This window comes from Kiloniella litopenaei (assembly GCF_000982415.1).
In the GTDB taxonomy this organism is placed as follows: domain Bacteria; phylum Pseudomonadota; class Alphaproteobacteria; order Kiloniellales; family Kiloniellaceae; genus Kiloniella; species Kiloniella litopenaei.
Genome location: NZ_LANI01000004.1, coordinates 142,072 through 162,913 on the forward strand (window position 1 = coordinate 142,072; position 20,842 = coordinate 162,913).

18 protein-coding genes are annotated in these 20,842 nt (G+C 43.3%); 8 read left to right on the top strand and 10 right to left on the bottom strand.

Going from position 1 to position 20,842, the window contains the following annotated elements; all coding sequences use genetic code 11:
* Position 1 precedes the first annotated feature (1 nt).
* The 4 genes from WH95_RS07065 to WH95_RS07080 all read left to right on the top strand — a co-directional run bounded on the left by WH95_RS07065 (position 2) and on the right by WH95_RS07080 (position 6,099).
* Positions 2 to 889, top strand: a complete 888-nt coding sequence (locus WH95_RS07065; protein WP_046504947.1) for a phosphotransferase — start codon at positions 2 to 4, stop codon at positions 887 to 889.
* Positions 886 to 3,345 (top strand): GcvT family protein, encoded by a 2,460-nt coding sequence (locus WH95_RS07070; protein ID WP_046504949.1) that lies wholly within the window; start codon positions 886 to 888, stop codon positions 3,343 to 3,345. The genes WH95_RS07065 and WH95_RS07070 overlap by 4 nt, the downstream gene beginning before the upstream one ends.
* 213 nt (positions 3,346 to 3,558) lie before the next feature.
* Positions 3,559 to 4,737: an iron-containing alcohol dehydrogenase gene (locus tag WH95_RS07075; RefSeq protein WP_204247735.1), complete on the top strand. Its 1,179-nt coding sequence runs from the start codon at positions 3,559 to 3,561 to the stop codon at positions 4,735 to 4,737.
* A gap of 633 nt (positions 4,738 to 5,370) precedes the next feature.
* A complete protein-coding gene (locus tag WH95_RS07080) occupies positions 5,371 to 6,099 on the top strand; it encodes a hypothetical protein (protein ID WP_046504951.1) in 729 nt (242 codons plus the stop codon).
* Between the two features lie 181 nt (positions 6,100 to 6,280).
* Here WH95_RS07080 and WH95_RS07085 read toward each other — a convergent pair whose 3' ends face one another.
* Together WH95_RS07085 and WH95_RS07090 are read right to left on the bottom strand one after the other, a co-directional pair.
* Complete coding sequence (locus WH95_RS07085; protein ID WP_204247736.1) at positions 6,281 to 7,507, bottom strand: TIGR03862 family flavoprotein; 1,227 nt, start codon at positions 7,505 to 7,507, stop codon at positions 6,281 to 6,283.
* A 108-nt stretch (positions 7,508 to 7,615) separates the two neighbouring features.
* Positions 7,616 to 7,855 (bottom strand): hypothetical protein, encoded by a 240-nt coding sequence (locus WH95_RS07090; protein ID WP_046504956.1) that lies wholly within the window; start codon positions 7,853 to 7,855, stop codon positions 7,616 to 7,618.
* A gap of 278 nt (positions 7,856 to 8,133) precedes the next feature.
* Between WH95_RS07090 and WH95_RS07095 the strand changes: the two genes are divergently transcribed.
* The 3 genes from WH95_RS07095 to WH95_RS07105 all read left to right on the top strand — a co-directional run bounded on the left by WH95_RS07095 (position 8,134) and on the right by WH95_RS07105 (position 10,740).
* Positions 8,134 to 8,862, top strand: a complete 729-nt coding sequence (locus tag WH95_RS07095; RefSeq protein ID WP_046504958.1) for a hypothetical protein — start codon at positions 8,134 to 8,136, stop codon at positions 8,860 to 8,862.
* Positions 8,863 to 8,887: 25 nt separating this feature from the next.
* Positions 8,888 to 9,706 (top strand): hypothetical protein, encoded by an 819-nt coding sequence (locus WH95_RS07100; protein WP_046504960.1) that lies wholly within the window; start codon positions 8,888 to 8,890, stop codon positions 9,704 to 9,706.
* Between the two features lie 122 nt (positions 9,707 to 9,828).
* Positions 9,829 to 10,740, top strand: a complete 912-nt coding sequence (locus WH95_RS07105) for a tetratricopeptide repeat protein (protein ID WP_082114030.1) — start codon at positions 9,829 to 9,831, stop codon at positions 10,738 to 10,740.
* A 38-nt stretch (positions 10,741 to 10,778) separates the two neighbouring features.
* Here WH95_RS07105 and WH95_RS07110 read toward each other — a convergent pair whose 3' ends face one another.
* The 8 genes from WH95_RS07110 to WH95_RS07145 form a co-directional block, all read right to left on the bottom strand.
* Entirely contained in the window at positions 10,779 to 11,759 is a 981-nt protein-coding gene (locus WH95_RS07110) for a type II secretion system F family protein (RefSeq protein ID WP_046504964.1), read from the bottom strand.
* On the bottom strand, positions 11,756 to 12,772 hold the full coding sequence (locus tag WH95_RS07115) for a type II secretion system F family protein (protein WP_052741853.1): 1,017 nt from the start codon (positions 12,770 to 12,772) through the stop codon (positions 11,756 to 11,758). The genes WH95_RS07110 and WH95_RS07115 overlap by 4 nt, the downstream gene beginning before the upstream one ends.
* Positions 12,769 to 14,400: a CpaF family protein gene (locus tag WH95_RS07120; protein ID WP_046504966.1), complete on the bottom strand. Its 1,632-nt coding sequence runs from the start codon at positions 14,398 to 14,400 to the stop codon at positions 12,769 to 12,771. Before WH95_RS07120 ends, WH95_RS07115 begins: the two co-directional genes overlap by 4 nt.
* Complete coding sequence (locus tag WH95_RS07125) at positions 14,400 to 15,644, bottom strand: P-loop NTPase (RefSeq protein ID WP_046504968.1); 1,245 nt, start codon at positions 15,642 to 15,644, stop codon at positions 14,400 to 14,402. The genes WH95_RS07120 and WH95_RS07125 overlap by 1 nt, the downstream gene beginning before the upstream one ends.
* 14 nt (positions 15,645 to 15,658) lie before the next feature.
* A complete protein-coding gene (locus tag WH95_RS07130; protein ID WP_046504971.1) occupies positions 15,659 to 16,390 on the bottom strand; it encodes a CpaD family pilus assembly lipoprotein in 732 nt (243 codons plus the stop codon).
* Positions 16,391 to 17,773, bottom strand: coding sequence for a type II and III secretion system protein family protein (locus WH95_RS07135; protein WP_052741854.1), 1,383 nt, complete (start codon positions 17,771 to 17,773; stop codon positions 16,391 to 16,393).
* The gene (gene cpaB, locus WH95_RS07140) at positions 17,773 to 18,666 is read right to left on the bottom strand and encodes a Flp pilus assembly protein CpaB (protein WP_052741855.1); all 894 of its coding nucleotides are present in this window, start codon (positions 18,664 to 18,666) and stop codon (positions 17,773 to 17,775) included. The genes WH95_RS07135 and cpaB overlap by 1 nt, the downstream gene beginning before the upstream one ends.
* Before the next feature lie 155 nt (positions 18,667 to 18,821).
* Positions 18,822 to 19,013 carry a Flp family type IVb pilin gene (locus WH95_RS07145; RefSeq protein ID WP_046504974.1) on the bottom strand — a complete coding sequence of 64 codons (192 nt, stop codon included), beginning with the start codon at positions 19,011 to 19,013 and terminating at the stop codon, positions 18,822 to 18,824.
* Between the two features lie 296 nt (positions 19,014 to 19,309).
* On the opposite strand from WH95_RS07145, the gene WH95_RS07150 reads away from it, so the two are divergent.
* The gene (locus WH95_RS07150; protein WP_046504976.1) at positions 19,310 to 20,803 is read left to right on the top strand and encodes a cobyric acid synthase; all 1,494 of its coding nucleotides are present in this window, start codon (positions 19,310 to 19,312) and stop codon (positions 20,801 to 20,803) included.
* Positions 20,804 to 20,842: the final 39 nt, after the last annotated feature.

The following is a 20,842-nucleotide window of genomic DNA, read 5'->3' on the forward strand; positions in this document are numbered from 1 at the left end:
GATGACAAACAAAGAAGATATCATAAGGCAGCTTCCCTGCTGGGATGGTGCGGTAGATCCTGAACCATTGGGGGGCGGGATTACCAACCATAACTATACCGTAAAGGACAGTAGGGGTAAGTACGTCGTTCGTTTCGGGGAAGATATTCCAGTGCATCATGTGATGCGCTTTAACGAACTGGCAGCCAGCCAGGCAGCTTATCAGGCCGGGGTTTCGCCCGAGGTGGTTTTTGCAGAAAACGGCATTATGGTTTTACGCTTTATCGAAGGAACCTGCTTCGATGAGAGTATGGTTCGTGATCCGGAGAACTTGAAAAAAATTATTCCACTGATCCGACAGGCACATAGGGAAATACCAAAATACCTGCGTGGGCCTTCCCTCGTATTCTGGGTTTTCCATGTCATTCGAGACTATGCAGCAACTCTCAAAAAGAGACAGAGCCGTATGGTTAATGAAATCCCTTGGTTGTTGGATAGTTCGGAATCTTTGGAAAAGGCAGTTGGGCAAGTCGACCTTGTGTTCGGGCACAATGATTTATTGGCAGCGAATTTTATAGACGATGGTGACCGTGTCTGGCTTTTCGATTGGGATTATGCCGGCTTTAATTCCCCGCTCTTTGATCTGGGTGGGCTTGTGTCCAATTCAGAACTGGATAAGTCGTCGGAAAAGTGGGTACTCGAAAGCTATTTTGAACGTCCTGTTACGGATGAACTTCTCTATAGATACGAGGCAATGAAGTGTGCCTCTCTCTTGCGAGAAACCATGTGGAGTATGGTATCGGAAATTCATTCCGATATTGATTTTGATTATCAGAAATATACCGAGGAAAACCTCGATAAATTCAGAGTGCAGCTTCAAGCCTTCCAAAAAAGTGAGATACTAAAATGACCGATTCAAAATCTGATACCCTGCCAAAAGATGCTCGGATAGTAATTGTTGGCGGTGGTATTGTCGGGACATCCACAGCCTACCATCTTGGAAAAATGGGATATAGTGACACGATACTGATTGAGCGTGGTAAGCTGACGTCTGGTACGACCTTTCATGCTGCTGGATTAGTGGGACAGTTACGTTCCAATGCAAATATTACCCAGCTTTTGGGCTATTCCGTTGATCTTTATAAGAATCTGGAAAAGGAAACGGAACAGGCAACGGGCTGGAAGATGAATGGTGGGTTGCGTCTGGCCTGTAATCAAGAGCGTTGGACAGAAGTAAAACGCCAGGCAACTACGGCACATTCTTTTGGTTTGGATATGCAATTGCTTACGCCAAAAGAGGCGCAAGAACTGTGGCCGATGATGACGATTGATGATGTTGTGGGGGCTGCTTTCCTGCCGACAGATGGTCAGGCTAACCCTTCGGATATAACCTTGTCCTTGGCTAAGGGCGCGCGAATGAACGGTGTCTCAATTTTCGAAGACACCGAAGTCCTGGATGTTGAAGTTGAAAATGGCAAGGTTGTTGCCGTTGTGACGTCAAAGGGTCGGATTGCCTGTGACAAGGTCGTCAACTGCTGCGGGCAGTGGGCGCGTCAGGAAGCGAAAAAAGTTGGTGTGAATGTTCCCTTGGTATCAGTTGAGCATCAATTTATGATTACCGAAAAAATCGAAGGAATTACACCGGATCTACCGACATTGCGTGACCCGGATCGCCTGACATACTACAAAGAGGACGTTGGCGGTCTAGTCATGGGGGGGTATGAACCCAACGGTATCCCGTGGGCGACAAAGGGCTTTCCAGAAAAATTTCATTTCTCGTTACTGGATTCAAACTGGGATCATTTCGAACAGCTTATGGAACTTGCTTTGGGGCGTGTTCCTGCTTTGGAAACGGCTGGCGTTCGTGAGCTTATCAATGGGCCTGAAAGCTTTACACCAGATGGAAATTTCATTCTGGGTGAAGCGCCTGAACTGAAAAACTACTTTGTTGGTGCCGGCTTTAATGCCTTTGGTATTGCAGCTGGTGGCGGGGCTGGTATGGCTTTGGCTGAATGGGTTGTTAATGGAGAGCCGCCGTATGACCTATGGCCTGTGGATATCAGAAGGTTTGGTCGGGCACATTTTGATACGGATTGGGTGCGCAAACGTACACTGGAAGCCTATGGCAAGCACTACACAATGGCATGGCCATTTGAAGAGCATTCATCAGGGCGTCCAAATCGTAAGTCTCCGCTTTATGACGTCTTGAAAAAACAAGGGGCTTGTTTTGGTGAGAAGCTTGGTTGGGAAAGACCAAACTGGTTTGCTGGCGAAGGGCAGGAAGCTAAGGATATTTATTCCTTTGAGCGTCAAAACTGGTTTAAGAATGTTGGTGAGGAACATTGTTTAACACGTTCTAATGTCACTGTTTTTGATCAATCTTCATTCGCAAAATTCAAGTTGATTGGCCCGGATGCTGAAGAAGCGTTGAGCTGGATATGTGCCAACGATGTTGCTAAAAAAACAGGCGCTTTGATCTATACGCAAATGTTGAATGATCGTGGTGGCATTGAATGTGATTTGACTGTCGTTCGTGTTTCTGAAAACGAGTTTTATATTGTGACGGGGACAGGGTATGCCACACATGATTTCGACTGGATTAGCAAAAATATACCAACTGATTTAAATGCGCAGCTTGTTGATGTGACGTCCGGTTATTCGGTTCTTTCCGTGATGGGGCCTGATGCGCGAAACGTACTGCAGAAGATTTCATCTGATGATCTTTCGAATGAAAACTTTGCCTTTGGTACCATGCAAACTATCGGTGTTGCCGGGGCACCGGTGATGGCCCTGAGGGTTACCTATGTTGGCGAGTTGGGCTGGGAGCTTCATATACCGACTGAATTTGCCATTAATGTTTATCAGGCCTTGATGAGCGCCGGGGAAGAATATGGTATTGGTAATGCGGGTTATCGAGCGATTGAAAGCTTACGCCTGGAAAAGGGGTATCGTGCCTGGTCTTCGGATATTGGACCTGATCATACTCCATTAGAGGCCGGTATGGCTTGGGCTTGTAAGCTCAAGAAAAATATCGACTTTAAGGGGCGAAAGGCTTTGGAGACACAAAGAGAAGAGGGCATTAAAAAAAGTTTGTGCTGTTTCACGATTGATGATGTTGATGTCATTCTCTTGGGGCGAGAAACAATTTATCGCAACGGTGAGCGGGTTGGATGGTTAACATCGGCAGGTTTTGGATTTACGGTTAACAAGAACATTGGTTATGGCTATGTGCGAAATCAGGATGGTGTAAATCGGGCCTATCTAGAATCTGGTGAGTATGAGTTAGAAGTGGGAACCGTGCGCCATAAATGTGAAATACACTTTGGCGCATTGTTTGATCCGAAAATGGAAAAAGTAAAGCAGTAACCGGGCTTTACAGTATAATCTTCAAGTGTTTTCTTTGCTAATGACACAGCCAGTCCAGTCAAAGAAAATGCTTGAAGATTTATTTGTTGGTAATTCTTCAATTTTTGTCTTAGATATCTTCGTTCGATCCCCAAGGTTCGATAAACTTGGAGTTCGATAAATAAGCAAATACGTGAAAAGCGTAACGCCTTCCACTTCATACGGAGAAAAACCGTGAACGATAAAATTGAAAATATGCAGGGTAATTGGAATTACCCGACGACTGTTCGTTTTGGTGTTGGTCGCATCAAGGAAATTGCTGATGTTTGCAGCGGCCTTGGTATGAGCAACCCCCTTCTTATTACTGATGCTGGACTTGCAGCGTTGCCGATGGTTGCGGATGTTGTTGCAACCTGTAAAGCAGCTGGTCTTGGGTGTGATGTTTTCAGTGACATCAAACCTAACCCTATTGGGCAAAACATCATGGACGGTGTTGCTTTCTATCATAAAGGTAAACACGACGGTGTTATCGCTTTTGGTGGTGGTTCAGGTCTGGATGCAGCAAAAGCTGTTGCCCTCATGGTTGGACAGGATCGCCCGCTTTGGGATTTTGAAGATGTTGGTGATAACTGGACCCGTGCCAATGCCGACAAAATTGCCCCAATCGTCGCAGTACCAACGACTTCTGGTACAGGATCAGAAGTTGGTCGTGCTTCTGTTATTACCCATGAAGAAACACACGTTAAAAAAATCATTTTCCACGCTAAGATGATGCCATCTGTTGTGATTGACGATCCTGAGTTGACTGTTGGTCTGCCTGCAAAATTGACTGCGGCGACTGGTATGGATGCGCTTTCACATAACCTAGAGGCATTCTGTGCACCGGGATATCACCCGATGGCGGACGGTATTGCTGTTGAAGGTATTCGTCTGATCCAGAAATCCTTGGTGAAAACTGTCGAAGACGGTACTGATCTGGTTGCCCGTTCCGATATGATGATTGCATCAAGCATGGGCGCGACTGCTTTCCAAAAAGGTCTAGGCGGTATGCATGCACTGGCTCACCCACTTGGGGGGATTTATGATGCGCACCACGGCATGTTGAATGCTATTCTGATGCCATATGTTCTGGTTGCGAACCGTTCTGTTATTGAAGAACGTGCGGCATACTTGGCGCGTTGTCTCGATCTTAAAGACGCGTCGTTTGACGGATTGCTACAGTGGGTGATGGATCTTCGTACAACACTTGATATTCCAAATGCTTTGTCAGCAATTGGTATTGATGAAGATAAGGTTGATGAAATTGGTGTTCTTGCAACACAGGATCCATCAGCTGGCGGGAACCCTATTCAGTTCACACCTGAAGAATATTCAGCTATTCTTCTAAAGGCAATCCGGGGCGATCTTGGATAAGGCCTGAGAGTAAAGATACTCAAAGATTTAGCGGTATTGGAAACCGGGGATGTTAAACATTCCCGGTTTTTTGTTTCTGAATGGCTGATCGTTGATTTCTTAAGACTGTCCCTCCACAGCCCTGTAAAATAATTGATTGCAAAGGGTTCCTAAAGACAGGAGGGGGTGTCGTCGGTGACACCCCTCTTGAGATCAGCCTACCTTGTGAGACACAATTACGATGCAGTTATAATACGGACTTGGAAGTTCTCTCTCTCTGGCTCTCGATACGTTGAGGTTGCACGTATGATCTCGGTTACAAGTAACACCAAAGAATTCATTCTTCTAAAAAAACATTCAACAAATGAACCTTTATGGCTTTTGCTACGACTAAAGTTTAAAGGAGAGATTTTGCCACCTTAATTCTATTCTTTAAATTTATAAATATTGAAGAATAATATGTATCGTATAGGTGTTATTTGGGAATTCGAAAAGTTTCATATAGTCGAAGCTGGATTGAGAAACGGTATAGCTCAGGGAATTGAAAATGTGCATACGGGATCTTGACCTTGGACATCCAGGGTTTTCAGACGTTTACTATCTCCAAAGTGTTTCTATTCAAAGAAAAGAGTTGCTCTACAATAAGGTATGAATATGTGGAAACATCATTTCATTATCAGCGGCGTTCTTATTTTGCTCGCTATACCGATCTATCTTATGGACAAACATTTTCTAAAGCCGTCTCAAGGTAGCTTTATCGCCTTGGATTTTCGAGGGATTCTTGCTCTAGGCTATCTGATTCTTCTGGTTCTGCACTTATCTTTTTCAACAGCGTGGCTGTATTTTGGTAAGGATGTGTCACTGCCTCGCGCCCATTTAATAAGTTTTCCTGTATCGATTGTTCTACTCGCTGTCGTGTCTTACGGGGCTATCATTTTTTTCGAAAGTGCTGAAAGAAGACAACGGGCGGCTATTCTAGAGAACCGAAAAAACCTTTATGACGTCATCAGTCTAAAAGAATGGTGGTATGCCCCAAATGCTGACCACCCAGAAGAAGTGTATGTGAAACTAACATTCGGAAAAAAAGGTCGCTTTGCCGCAACTATAGAGGGGTGGGAAGAAGGGGAATATGGAGAACAGATTTTTGTTGGCTCACTGGATCATCAAATCAAGGTCGAGAAGGGCGAAACAGTGACTGCAATTTTGAAAGTTAAGCATTACAATCCGGGAGATGTAAAGGATATACGAATTTTCTTCTATTTATTTGATAAAGACGTGGGATCTTCTGTAATGGATCTATCAAAATTTTATTTTGATAACCCCAAATCACAGGGGAATGGTAAAGATTTTTATGAACAATTACCCCCGCCATCACCCATGTAAAAGGTTCGTGTTCAAGTCATATAGGCGAGCACCCCGTGACGAGGAAGCGTTTGATTTATAAATCACCCGTTTTTTGAAGTCATGTAAATACACAAACTGTTCGGGGGGGGGGCTGTTTCATGGAACAGTGTTCACTAAGAACATTAGTGGACACTTTAATATTTATAAGCGGGGCAGATGGTTACGACTGTTCTCGCAGATACTGATCAATACCTTGGGCGACATGTATCGCCATGGAAAAACATCCTTGAAGTAAATATCCGCCAGTCGGTGCTTCCCAGTCCAACATTTCCCCGGCAACAAAAATACCCGGCAGTCGCTTTAACATTAGGTCATTTGTGCAAGCGTTAAATTTAATACCACCTGCTGTTGATATTGCCCGGTCAATCGGCCTTGCTTTATGAAGTGTAACGGGCAGGGCTTTTATTTTTTTGACTAGCGTATCTGGGCAGCTAAACTCTTCTTTGTTGGTAAGAGCTTTGAGAAGATTAAGACTGGTGGATGATACACGCAGTTCTTGTTTCAGGAATTTCCCGAGGGCCAGAGTTTTTGCTCTTTTTTTAAGAGCCTTAGCCAATTTTTCTTGGCTATGGTTGGGTTTTAAATCTATGAAGACTGTTGTTGATTGATCTCTGTTTATAGCTTCACGGATTGATTTGCTGAGGGCATATATCGCACCGCCCTCCAGGCCATAGGAAGAAAGCATGATTTCTCCCTTTGTTGTTCTGTCCTCATGAGTGAGAGAAATATTTTTAAGAGGTTGCCCAAAGCAGCTTTCTTGTAACGTTTCGGGCCAATGCGTTTCGTATCCGCAATTTGCTGCTTCCAAAGGCTCTATGTCGATTTTTTCTTTCGCCAGAATTGGAACCCATGCGGCATCAGAGCCAAGTTTTCCCCAGCTGGCACCACCAAGGGCCAGAAGGGTTGCTTGTGGCGATATCGTGATAACTTGATTATCGTTATTTTTGACAAGCAAGTTTTTTTGACTATCAAAGCCGATCCATTTATGCCGCGTAAAGAGCTTTAAGCCCTTATGGGATAAGTCGGCAAGCCAGGCTCGTAAGAGTTCTGTCGCTTTAAATTTGGTTGGGAAAACCCGGCCGCTGGACCCGATAAAGGTTTCCTGACCCAGGGTAAGGCAAAAACCTCTTAGGTCTTTTGGTGTGAATTGTTGTAGGAGAGGGGTGAAGCGGGCTTCATTCTCGTAATAACGCGTGGCAAAGGTATCCAGAGGTTCGCTGTGTGTCAGATTAAGGCCGCCACGGCCTGCAAGCTGGAATCTTCTGGCTACGGAGGGCTTGGTATCATAGAGATGAACTCTGTGCCCCATTTCCAGTAACTGGTGCGCCGCCATAAGGCCAGCAGGGCCGCCCCCTATAATAGCAATAAATTTCGATGTATCGTTCACATAACTCTCCTGCAGAAAGAGTTATATAGGCAATTGATAAAGGCCTGTCATCCGTTTCTGGATAAATTGCTTTTCAGGACATTCGTTGAGCAAACTCTGACATTTGAATTATTTATTGTCTTCTTCCTGATCTTTTTCTTTTAGTGCATTAAGAACTTTCTCTGCAAAAGCCCCTTGATCATGTCTGGCGTGAAGAAACAATTCTACAGTCTTCCGCGCAGATTCTTTGTCATAGGGAACCTGACCATTCATACGTAGCTCTACTTCTTTTAGAATTTTTGGGTCAAGTTTACCACGAAGAGACCTTAAATCGTTGAGGACTTTTTCCTTGATATCTTCATCTGCCATTGGTGGTTCCCTTGAACAGAGGTTATAGGGTTATTGTTATACTACACCATTTTGCCATGGAATGGACACAACTAGGGTATATTTTTCGAAATAACTATTATGTTAGGTACAACACGGTCTTTTCTGATGGATATTCCTATTGTAGCTTTATACTTTGTTCAACAGGGCAAAAGCTGTAATTTAGGTTGCCATTCAGTAAGTTTGTTGTATATCAACGGTTAGGCGCGTAATAGAGGCGCAGCTTGATCTTAACACAATTAGTATGGATAAAAATATAGATGTCTCTCGGTCTTCGTGAAACCCGTCGCCGTCGTTCAAACAATTTCCGTTGGGCGGTTTTCAAATGGACAATCGCATTAATTCTTGTCGGGGCCGCTGGTTGGTATTCCTACCGCGCTGGGCTCGAGCTAGCAAATCGTAAAGTTATAACCCTTAACGATAAAAATAGTGAGTTGGAACAAACCGTTCAAGAACTTATGGAATTAAGAGACGAGCTTAATAGCAATCTAGAAGCGACCAAAGAAACTGCTGCTGGCTGGGAAAGTCGTTATCATAAAGATGTCCCGACGGGCGAGCTAAAAGTTATTGTTACTGACTTACAGGCAAAGATCGAAAACGGGGTTTCTCTGGATCGTCTCAAGTTTTTGATTGCCAGTGCTGAGAACAAGCGGGTATGTGACAACAACCCAATCGAAAAGCGCTTTTATGTAAATACACCGATCTATACAGGTGCTAATGACAATGTTAGTTTTGCCCGCGGTAGTGTGACAATCACAGCTCGGGGTGAGTCTGCTTACAATGCCGAAAATAAAGTTGAAGCATGGTACGACCCGGCCAAGCCGCTGGATTTTGTTTTTACGACATTGGGCGGTAAAGCCGTTAAGTTATCTGGCAAGCTGCCTTTGCATAAATCAATCGTTGTGAATGGTTCTGAGTACAAGTTTACTTTGAAAACAGGCGCAAAGGGCTTTGTTCAGGTTATCGGTGACCGCTGTGATTATCCCTGATTTATTCATTTATCAGAGTTTATAGATGCTATCCGAAGCGTTCAGTTTTCTTTTTGCCAAGTGCGAGAGTAAGTTCAGACGCTTCGGATATTTACATGAAGCCATAGCCATAGATGCCAGATATCGTAGATGTCGGTTGGCATGGTCTTCTCACCTTGAAAATACTCGGGCTGAAATCTCTTCTGCCATTCTTAATGTTTCTCAACACAAGAAGGTTGTTATTCTCGGGGCAGGGGCAGGGTACGATATTCCTCTGGAAGATTTAGAGCGTCATTTTGAAACTATTGTTCTTGTGGATGTGGTTTTTTTAAGCAGCATAAGGAAAAAGGCCAAAAATAGCTCTCAGATTTTGTTGGTTGAAGCTGATCTTACTGGTCTGGTTTCTTTTTTTGAAAATGTAAGTCCTGATTTTGATCTTAATAGTATTCAAACTCAGCCGCCCGTAGGGCTTTTGTCCGGGGCTGATCTTGTGATTTCATGCAATGTTTTATCTCAACTGCCGATCGCCATTCAGAATTGGCTGATTAATGCTGGCTTTGATGAAGACAGTCTCGAGTTAAAGAGATGTTGCCACAAGATAATTCTAGATCATCTCAGGTGGTTGGAAGGTTCTGATTCTGCCGTTTTGTTAATCACAGATCTAGAGCGCCGTATTCTGTCAGTAAAAGAAACAACAGAGAGTGAAATCAGGGATAATGCACTCTTTGGTTTGAAATTTAACAAACTTGATAATAGTTGGATCTGGGATATCGCGCCCAGCCCGGAAATTGATAAGGAATACCATCTGAAGCATCTGGTAGGTTCCGTGTTTTTAGACCGAAATGGGGTTTTTGATGTTTCTTGATAGGTTTTGTCTTTGATCAACAACATAAGTTCTATGATATAGGTGTTACTTAACCAAAGCTTAAGCAGATCTCCGGTACCTTAGCATGTATTTTGTTTTGTGTGTCTGAACGGAGAAAAGATATGTCCTTAATGTTTGCCAAAAGGATTGTGATCCTTGGGGGGATATCCTTTGTGCTGTCTGGTTGTTCAGTGGTGCACGACATTTCATCTGCTGTTGGGATTAAGAGCCCCAAAGACGAAGTTGCTCAAGGAAGTGTCGATCCAGACGAAAAACATGGGTTTGACAAAGAAAGTCAGCAAGTTTTTGATGTTGCCGAAGCTACATACAATCGGGGAGATTACCGCACAGCGATAGGGCTTTATCAGCGGGTGTTTGAATTAAATCCTGATAACCCTGAACCCATGCTGAGAATTGGATCAATTCTCAATAAAAGGGGGGAGCCATTAGCCGCGGGGCAGGCATACAGACAGGTGTTGGCTGTGGATCCAATGAATGTTGAGGCAAAAAGAGGACTTGGACTCTCTTTTATGGCGCGGGGACAGATGGATCTTGCTATTGAGCAGTTCTCGGAAGGTCTTGGTATTGAAAAGAATACCAAGTTATTAAATGCTATGGGCGTTGCCTATGACAAAAAAGGTGAACGTCAAACTGCGCAAAGGTACTACAAAGCTGGATTAGAGATTGATAAGGATAATCTTACTCTTCTTAGTAATTATGGGCTGTCTATGTCATATGAAGGGCGCCATGACGAGGCACTGGCAATCTTGTACCCCTTGTCTAAAAATCCAAAGGCAACTGTTCAGCATCGACAAATTCTGGCGATGGCCTACACCCTTTCGGGCGATTTGGATGCGGCTGAACAAACATCACGTATCGACATGGACGACGCCGATGTGGCGAAAAGAATGCGTTACTTTAATTCTTTATCTCCCAAAGTATCGTCCCCTTCATCTTTGGCTGTGAACGATACGACAATCAGAGAAAAAGCAAAAAGCCCTGTGGAGCCGATTGATAGCGAAGTAATTGATTAAAATTGGCATTTATCAAAGTTTTGTTAGTGCTTTATTACTTAATAACGGTTGATAAAGCTGTCTAGGGTTCGCATGATAGCTGGCCCTAGAAGAACGATAAAAAGGGGTGGTAGAATAAAGACCACCATTGGCACGGTCATAATAGCGGGAAGTTTAGCGGCTTTTTCTTCTGCTTTCATTAAACGTTCATGCCTCAATTCATTACTCATAACCCTAAGTGATTGCGATAAGGGTGTACCAAATTTCTCTGACTGAATTAATGCGTTTACCAAGCTTCGCATCATGGATATATCAACTCTGCTAGCGAGGTTATTAAGCGCTTTTTTTCTGTCAGGTAAAAAGCCTAACTCAAGCGAAGTAAGGGATAGCTCGTCCGCAAGTTCAGGTGCTGCATCGGCCATTTCTTTGGATACTCTTGCAAATGCTGCATCCAGGCTAAGACCTGCCTCTGTGCAAATAACCATTAAATCCAGCCCGTCTGGCAGTGACTTTCTGATAATTTCTTGCCTTTTAATAATTGAGTTTTTTAAAAGAATGTCAGGAAGCTTTGCACACAGAAGCGTTGCGCCGATCGTAGCAACTGCTTGACCCATTGGGGCAAGGTTTATTGCTTTAAGCACATAGATGTATAAATAAGCAAAAGAGGCTCCAGCGATTGGAGAAATCAGTTTGAAAAAGAGATAACGGTATAGTGCTTCAGGTGTCCGTTTACCGGCTCTGGAAAGCATAAATGCATATTTTTCAGCCTGATCATTTTTCATCAATTTGAAAAAATCAACGACTTGCCGCATTAGATTTTCAGATTTTGGGGTCAGGCTTCGGCGCTGTTTCGGGGTAAGATAACTTGTGCGTAAACCGTCTCGGAGCTTGGCTAGTTCAGCCGTCTTCTTTGTGCTCGGGTCTCTTTCCAGTAAGGAATACCATATCGCAATAAAAATAGCCAAGACGGTCAGGCTTGCGCTTAAAATTAAAAATTGTTCTTCGGTGAAACCGGCTGGGATTATGTCTGGTAAATTCATATTTCAAACTTCACCATTTTGTACATGACCCCACAGCCCAGTGCGATCATAAATAGCCCCACGCCCAGTGCAAAGTGTCCTCTGGGGTCGGTTAAAAGCTGTGATGTATATCCGGGGTTCATTGTGTGAATGAGCGCAAACATCACAAAGGGGAGCGAGCCGATAATATAAGCGGATGCTTTAGCTTCGGAAGACATGGCTTTGATCTTGAGCTGCATCTGTTTCCGTTTACGCAAAATATCGGACAGGTTTGCAAGTGTTTCCGATAAGTTACCACCTGTTTCCATTTGTATGGATAGAGCAACAGTGAAGAATTGAAACTCTTGAAGGTCAAGACGATTTTGCGCCTTGGCGAGTTCATCGGGTAACTTTCCGCCAATCTTTACTCCGTTCGTTACCTTAAGGAGTTCTGTGCCAACGGGATCGGCAATTTCTTCACCGGCGTTTTTTATTGCTTCAGTAATTGGCAAGCCAGCTTTTAGAGCCCTTACCATCAAATCAATTGCATCCGGAAAGAGAGCAAGAAACTTTTTTTGCCGTCTTTTTTTCAATACGTACAGGCCAAAGTGAGGCGCACCAAGTCCAAAAATTACCGCTAATAGTGCTTTAAGTATAAGCGGATGGCTTGTTGTGAGGTGAAACAGGCCAAAAAATAGAACACCTACGATGATGGATATGATTAACAAGCGTCCAAGATTTGGATGCAAACCTGCTTTTTGCATATTTTCTCTTAGTAGGTCAGGCTTTGGCGTTAAATGTCTTATGATTTCGTCTAGTTTTACATTGCCGCTGCCTTCGGTTTGCCGTCGAATACTTACGTGTTCAGTGGGCAAAGAGGATTGGTTTTTGGCATTGTTAACAATGGTATTTATTCTGGCTTTGGTTTGTTTGTTATCTGGTTTTAAAATCAAATAAAGTAAAATCATAAACATAAGTAGTACTGCAGAAATGACTGTCATTATCTGCAAATCAGTGGCGCGGCCGGCGGCAATATCTTGAAATAATTCAATCATCCCATGGCATCCATCAAATGTTTACCCAGACTAAAATACTCTGCTTTCGGGAAGAAGAAGGGTCTCAAACCAGTAGATTTAAAATCTCCAGTAAGATTTCCATCTTTATCCTCACCTGTGAAATTAAAGGTAAATAAATCCTGTGTCGTGACGATGTCACCTTCCATACCGATGACTTCGGTTACATGAGTAATTCTTCGCATGCCATCACGCATACGAGAGACTTGAATTATCATGTCAAGTGCGTCAGCTATTTGGGTGCGCACGGCTTTGGCGGGAAGGTTGATCCCAGCCATACCCACCATATTCTCAAGACGGGTAAGTGCTTCTCTTGGTCTGTTGGCGTGAACTGTACCAAGTGAACCGTCGTGACCAGTATTCATCGCTTGAAGCATATCCACAGCCTCTGATCCACGGATCTCACCCAAAATGATTCGATCTGGACGCATACGGAGCGAGTTCTTAACAAGATCCCGCATTGTGATGGCTCCTTCACCTTCAAGGTTTGGGGGACGTGTCTCCAGTCTGACTACATGAGGTTGTTGTAATTGGAGCTCAGCAGCATCTTCAATAGTGACGATGCGCTCTCCGTGGTCAATCATTTGGGACAGAGCATTCAACAGTGTTGTTTTACCGGAACCTGTACCTCCGGAAATCAGGATATTTAATCTGCTTCGCGAAGCAATTTTCATCACTGTTGCCATTTCCGGGGAAATATTCTTTTGCTTTTTCATCACATCCAGAGTGATGTTTTGTTTTGCAAATTTACGAATAGAGATAGACGAGCCATCAATAGCGAGTGGTGGAATAATAATATTTACACGGCTGCCATCAGCGAGGCGCGCATCACAAAGTGGTGTTGTTTCATCGACGCGACGGCCTACATGAGCAACTATTCGTCTGGCAACATTCATTACATGATCATTATCTCTGAAGATAACGTCTGTTAGTTGAAGCTTACCACCCTTTTCAATATAGACTTGGTTCGGCCCATTAACCATTATATCGGTGACGCCTTCGTCAGCTAACAGAGGCTCTAATGGTCCCAACCCCAGCATATCGGCTATTATAAGCTCTATTACGGCTGTTTTTTCTGGGGCATTCAGGCGCAATTTGTCTTCAAAAAGAATTTCTCCAACAATTTCCCCTAACTGGCTTGCAAGCTCTTCTTTCGGCAACTTTGAAGCCGCAGAAATATCTAGTCTATCCATTACTTTAGGCTGGATAATAGATTTGGCTTCTTCAATTGTACCAGAAGCTGAACTGGCCTGCTGTTCTGTAACTGGTGTTGTATGCTTTGGCTTGTTTAAGGGATAGGGGCGGCTCTCAAATTTTGAAAGCGAGGCCACGGGTACAACTTCTGCTTCTGTTTGGTTTTCTTCGTCTTTGCAAACATCGGTTACATACCAGTCGATAAGATGGGTAATGAGTGCTCGTCTTTGCAATAGATTTAAATCACTACTTTGACGTTCTAGCTCTTCCGTGATTATTTGCCCAATTTTCAAGCTAAGTTCTGGACGCGACATTACAGATGCAGGCTTATCAGCCAACTTTGATTTTAGTAATGCTTTTAGCTGCTCGTTTTGTTGATTGTTGTCGGCTTGCTCAGTATTTTGTTCGTGCTGCATTACGAGAGACCAATTAGTTTACGCCAGGTAGCTTTTTTCGATTGTGTATTATCTGTTGGAGCAACGAGTTTAGCGAGTTTCATAAAGGCTTTTGACAGTTTGGCTTTTGGGTCAAGTGCAACCGATGGCTTGCCATTATTTGCTGCCTTTATTGACAATTTTACGTCTTCTGGAATTTCAACATCGACGTTTACCCCTAAAGCTTTTGTAAACTCTGATGAAGGAATCGCAGACTGGTTGCTACTTGTTTTGTTCGCAACAACAATGACCCGACACTCTTCGTTTATTGTCTTAATCAAACTCTGTGTTCGTATCGTATCCCGCAGACACGGCAGATTGTATTCTGTAACAAGAATAACGGTGCCAGCTTCTGAGAGAATATCTTTTCGCAGTTTTACTGCTGATTTGGGTGTGTCGACAATGAGTTGCTGATGTTCCCTGGAAAGGGCTTCCATCAAAATTGCAATCCCGTCATGTGTAAAGGAAAGGTCTTCTGTTAAATTTTCTTCAGTTGCCATAATGGCAAGATTTTCAGATAGCTTGGCAGTTGTGCTGGATATAAAAAGGCTGTCCAGTCGTTCTGGGTTTTCTAATGCTTCTCTTAGGCCTTGGGTTGGTTCTATGTCCAGCGTGAGAGCGACAGTACCAAACTCAATATCCATATCTAAAAGAGCCGTTTTTATTTTTAACTCTTCGGCGAGCAACCAAGCCAGATTAACTGCAACCGTGCTCGCGCCAACACCACCACGAACACCAAGTACAATCGTTTTATTATTTTCTGATGGAATAATTTCGTCGTCTTGAGAAATATAGACAACATTGGATTTGTCTGCATTGTTAACAGCTGTAAGCAATGCTTTCTCTGTTAGTGGCTTGAGAACATAGTCCGAGACGCCAATTTCAATCATTTCCCTGTAAAAACCGATGTCATTGATTGATCCAACAGAAATAAGCTTGGTATTTTCAGGAAGAGCCGTAACAAGTGAAAACAAAGACGTGGCCGCTGATAGTTCGTCATTCCCAATATCGACTAACAGATATTTGGGGGCCGGATTGTCACCGAGGTAAGACATTGCATCTTGGCATTGCCCATCTCTTACCTCTGCAGCAAAACCAAGTTGTCTTGATACCGCGAGTGCGACGTCATGGGTTTGTCCATCACTAACAAAAGCAACAAGTTCGGCAGCTGTGTCCAGCTCCTCGTTTAAGTCCCCAAAAATATCATCGATTTCATTTGATGCCATTGTGTGTTTATGCCCTATTCCGAAATCCCGCTTGTGCTTAATCCGCTTATCAAAGGTGTTATTTCACCCTTTCTATATCTTTCAATGCCAAGGGATACAGCAGTAGAGTCAGCAGAAGTGATAGGTTGGGTTCCATCCAGTGCATCAGGAGAAACAACCATATTGGCCAAGTTAACTTCCTGGGCGCAGCCAAGGGTTCTTTTTACTGGCCTTGTACCTTTTGGGTGTTTTTTTACGCTGCACTCTGGCGGAACAATAATCTTTCTGTGGATCAAGATTGCAGCATTATGTGTGCCTTCAATAAATATCGCGATAGGCTTTTTGGCTACACTGCTTTGATAACCAAGTTCTGTCAGTGTGAACTTTAGTCTATTGACGGCATTAATCGCAGTTGGGGTTTTTGTGCCTGATCCATCGCGTAAGCCATCCAGAATAATCGTATCTTGTGTATTCACTTTATAGCTTTGAAGGAAGTTCTGTACTTCTTTTTCTAATATAAAGGAGTCTGTTGCATCATTGGGGATGTAGAAGCCTTCTGTTGCTATGTAGCTGTGCGTTCTCGTTCTATTGCTTGTGGAAATCGGACGCCACCGCCCTAAATCCATGAAATTTACCGCAGCTTGAGAAATTTGTTGTTTTGCGGGGACAGTTTTAAATCCCTCTTGAGAGGTGCAGCCCAATGTAAAGGTGGAAAATGAAAAAGCGAACCAAAATCCAGCCGTTGTAGGTGATATTTTTCTCATCATCTATTCCACAATAAAAGTTGGCTCTGAGTTTGGATATAACGTTGTTGTTCCATCGTTTGTCGTCGATGTTGTTGTTTCTAATGTTTTGGGTGCCGTTACGGGATTGATCTGCTCTACATAAGGATCAGTCGGAAGAGCAATTGGGGTATTTGATGGTTTGACGAGATAGGGGGTGACAACAATAACCAACTCGCTTTCACTGTTTTGAAAGCGTTCGCTTTTAAATAGTTTACCAAGTACAGGGATATCCCCTAAACCAGGTACTTTATTGGCAACTTGAGTCTGATTGTTCAAAATAAGTCCTGCAATTGCAAAGCTTTGCCCGGATCCCAGATCTACCGTTGTTTCAACTCGCCTTGTCGATAACGCAGGGATTTCAATGTTTGCTAATACCACAGCTCCGTCAGATGATAATTGACTGACTTCGGGACGTACTCGAAGTGATATTCTATTTTCTGATATGATTGTTGGCGTAAATGCTAAGCTAACACCAAATGATTTAAAGGCGATTGAGACAGTTCGTACCCCATCTTCAATTCCAGAACCAACTGGGACTGGAAATTCACCTCCTGCGAGGAATGTTGCTGTTTCTCCTGATACAGCAGTTAAATTGGGTTCTGCTAGTATCGTGACCAACTCGTCTTGAGCTAGGGCGTCAATAAGAACGTTTAAATTGAAATATTTTCCAATGGTTGAAGTGATGCCCAAAAGGTTTGGTGGGTTGGTTCCCAATAGGGTTGATGTTGTTGTTGTTAATGAAGCGTTTGTTAAGCCATCATTGAACCTTGATCCAGACCAATCAAAACCAAATTGTTCTAGCACGTCGTTTCGCACTTCTGCTATTCGTACGCGTAAATGAATTTGGTCAGAGGCAAGAACAGACATTTGGGAAATAACTTGTTCTGTTTCCGCTGCGATGAATCGTTCTGCAATACGCTTTGCACTATCCGCATCAACTGCATTATTAACTTGGCCAGTTAGAAGAATGCCATTGTTGATAGAGCTTACGTTTATTTTATGGGCAGGTAAGGCAGTATCCAGTGTTTCTCTTAATTGTACCAGATTATGGGTTACTTTTATTGGTATGCTTGCGATGACTTGATCATTTGTGTCTATTGCAAATACGCTTGTTTCGCCTGACTTTTTTCCGAAAACATAAACTAGTTTAGCGGACTTAACATTCAGGTCTGCAATTTCTGGGTTAGCAATAAAGATATTCGACGCAGAGCGGGGGAGCTTTAGTAGCTTCCCTTTTCCAATCTCCACTTCCATGATTTCTGAATTTGTATCAACGGTTTGAAAGGATTGGGCTTGGGCGACATTCAAGCTGGCGATCAGAGCAAAGTTTGTTATGTGTAAGAGGATGACTCTTAGAAAGTTCATTAGTCTCCTCCTGCTTTAACAGATGTGTTTCCTCTAGAAATTACGAGTGAACTTTCTGTTGATCCACCTGTATTGCCTGTTAAGACCTGTGTTGCCTCATAATCCCATGTGTAGCTATCGCCTTTTTCAGGGCTTTCATCTGCCGCAATGTTTCCTGTCTCGATCATTTCCTGTAACTCTTCTTCATCTTTTGCAAGGGGACGTAAGGCTAACGAAATTGTGCCAAGAATTTTTGCGACGGTAACGATTTCAACCTGATCCGGTTTTAGCTCTACCGTGACAGTTTTTGCACTGATACTGTTCTTGCCTTCCGGTGTATTTATCGCCGCTCCGAGGGCTAAAACACGCACATTGGTCATCACAGTTTCGCTGGCTTTTCGTGTTGTCGCCGACTTGTCTTCGTCATATTGAATTGAGAGGGAAACGATAAGATCAACACGATCACCTGGAAAAACCAGTCCACTTACACCAGTTGCACCAGATATGGGAATTGATAAAGCCCGATGCCCTGGCTTTAAGACTGCGGCTAAGAAGCCTCTTTCTCCTGGACGGACAAATTTTTTAATATTAATAGGCTCCCCCGCGGCGATTTCCTTGCGGGCAACACGTCCTATTAAGTCTTCAGTTTTAAAGTTTTCTTTGAGTAGGTGATGGTCTGATGCATAATCTTCGGGCCAGTCTTGCCATATGAAATCTTCTTCACTTATAAATTTTCCGAGGGGAATATCTATTTTTGCAGTCAATATTTGAACAGATTCTTGTGGTGCCAAAGCTACGGTTTGGGCTGACTGGATAGGGCGTTTATTTGCATCAAGCCAGGATTTGGCTAGAAATGCGGTGCCGCCACTTAGCATTAATGCTATGAGTATCAGGATTAATTTACGTGCCATCATATGTGCATTCTATGCGGATATGGTAAACGCTTTGTAAAAGAAGTGTGAGCGACTTACGTAAATTTGTGGATGAGAGTAATTTTAAATCAATTGTTTAAAAAATAAAAACAGCCGGCTATAAAAGCCGGCTGTTTTCTTTAATAAGCCAATTTTAATTAGCTTGTTTTTGCTGCCTTCGCTGCATCGTCCAAAGAACTCTTTGCTACGCCAAAAATGTCTTTAAGTGATGTACCAAGTGCTTCAAGTGTTGCAATCGCGGCAACGGAAACAAGCGCAGCGATCAAGCCATATTCAATAGCAGTAGCGCCAGATTCGTCAGTAAGAAAGTTTTTTGTAAAGTTAAGCATGTTCAGGGCTCCTATTCCTCGTAAACTTGGGATCATAATGTCATTCAACTATTAATAAAGAGTAAAGATATCTGTTAATTGTTGAGAATTTAAGAATAGAATATTTTTACTTATTTAATACTGTTTATTATTAAAGTAATGAGAAATTTTTTAAGCATTATTCTTTAATTAATATAAATTTTTATGTAATTTTTACTTTGTTGGTTTTTTGTTGTTTTAAGGTTGCTCGTGCGTGTGTATTCCTGTGATTAAATATTAAACTCTTCCACAATTCTTTTGCGCATACAGGAATTCTTATGGCTGTTGCAATCATGTTTCAAGGTACTGGGTCTGATGTTGGCAAATCTCTTTTGGTTGCCGGGATTGCCAGGGCTTTCTCTAATCGTGGCCTCATGGTTCGCCCATTTAAGCCACAGAACATGTCAAACAATGCTGCTGTCACGCCCGAAGGTGGAGAGATTGGTCGTGCCCAGGCGCTTCAGGCCAAGGCCTGTCGTGTTGAAACCTCCACGGATATGAATCCCGTTTTACTTAAACCTCAAACGGACATGGGGTCTCAGGTTATTGTGAAGGGGAAGATATGGGGAAATACCAACACAGGCAACTATTGGGGCCGCCGCCATGAATTGATGCCAACCGTTCTTGAGAGCTTTCATCGTTTGGCCGATGAAGCCGACATTGTTCTGGTCGAAGGGGCGGGCAGTCCGGCGGAGGTAAACTTAAGGTCTGGTGATATTGCCAACATGGGCTTTGCGATTGCAGCGCAGGTGCCCGTTATTCTTATTGGGGATATTGACCGTGGTGGTGTCATTGCGTCAATCGTCGGAACGGGAGAACTTTTGCAAGAGGAAGAAAAAGACCTTGTTAAGGGTATTGTTATTAACAAGTTCCGCGGCGATCTCAGTCTATTTAAATCGGGTGTAAGTATTATAGAAGAAAAGAGCGGTTTTTCTTCTCTTGGGGTCGTGCCTTATTTTAAGGACGCGCGTAAATTGCCTGATGAAGATGCGGTATCTGTTCAGTCCGGTATTTCAAATGGTGGTAGAGATACTAATGACAAAGAGGTCATTCGTATTGCCGTACCCTTGATTTCGCGTATTTCCAACTTTGATGATTTTGACCCCCTTATTACAGAAGAAGATGTTGAGTTGACGTTTGTTCATCCCGGCGATGTTATTCCTGCTGAGACGGATTTGATTATATTACCGGGATCAAAGGCGACAATCGGTGATCTGGAGTTCTTCAGGGCGCAAGGTTGGGACATTGATTTGCTCGCACATGTGAGAAGAGGTGGTCAGGTCCTCGGTATCTGCGGGGGCTATCAAATGCTGGGAACTTTAATCTCTGACCCGGAAGGAATTGAAGGGGAAGTGGCGTCCGTACCGGGTCTGGGGTTGCTACCTGTGACAACTGTATTAACGGGTGATAAGAAACTTACAGAAGTTAAGGGACTCGATATTTCAAGCAGAGAAACTGTAACCGGATATGAAATGCATGTTGGTGTGACTGACATTGCCGAGCCCCGAACGGGTGACATATTACCCATGCTCTCTATTGGCGACAGGGAAGAGGGTGTACAGCTTGCTTCCGGGCAAATATCAGGATGCTATCTGCACGGCCTTTTTGTATCCGATAGCTACAGGGCTGCTTTTTTGAACCGTATTAAAAAAAGAGAAGCCAGTACTCTGTCGTTTGAAAAAGAAATTGATGGAACTCTTGATGCTTTGGCCCAGCATATGGAAGAGCATGTCGATCTTGATAAGCTGCTGTCTATTGCCGGGTATAACTAAAAGCTAAGTGAGATAGTAAAATTCTCATTCAACTTAAGT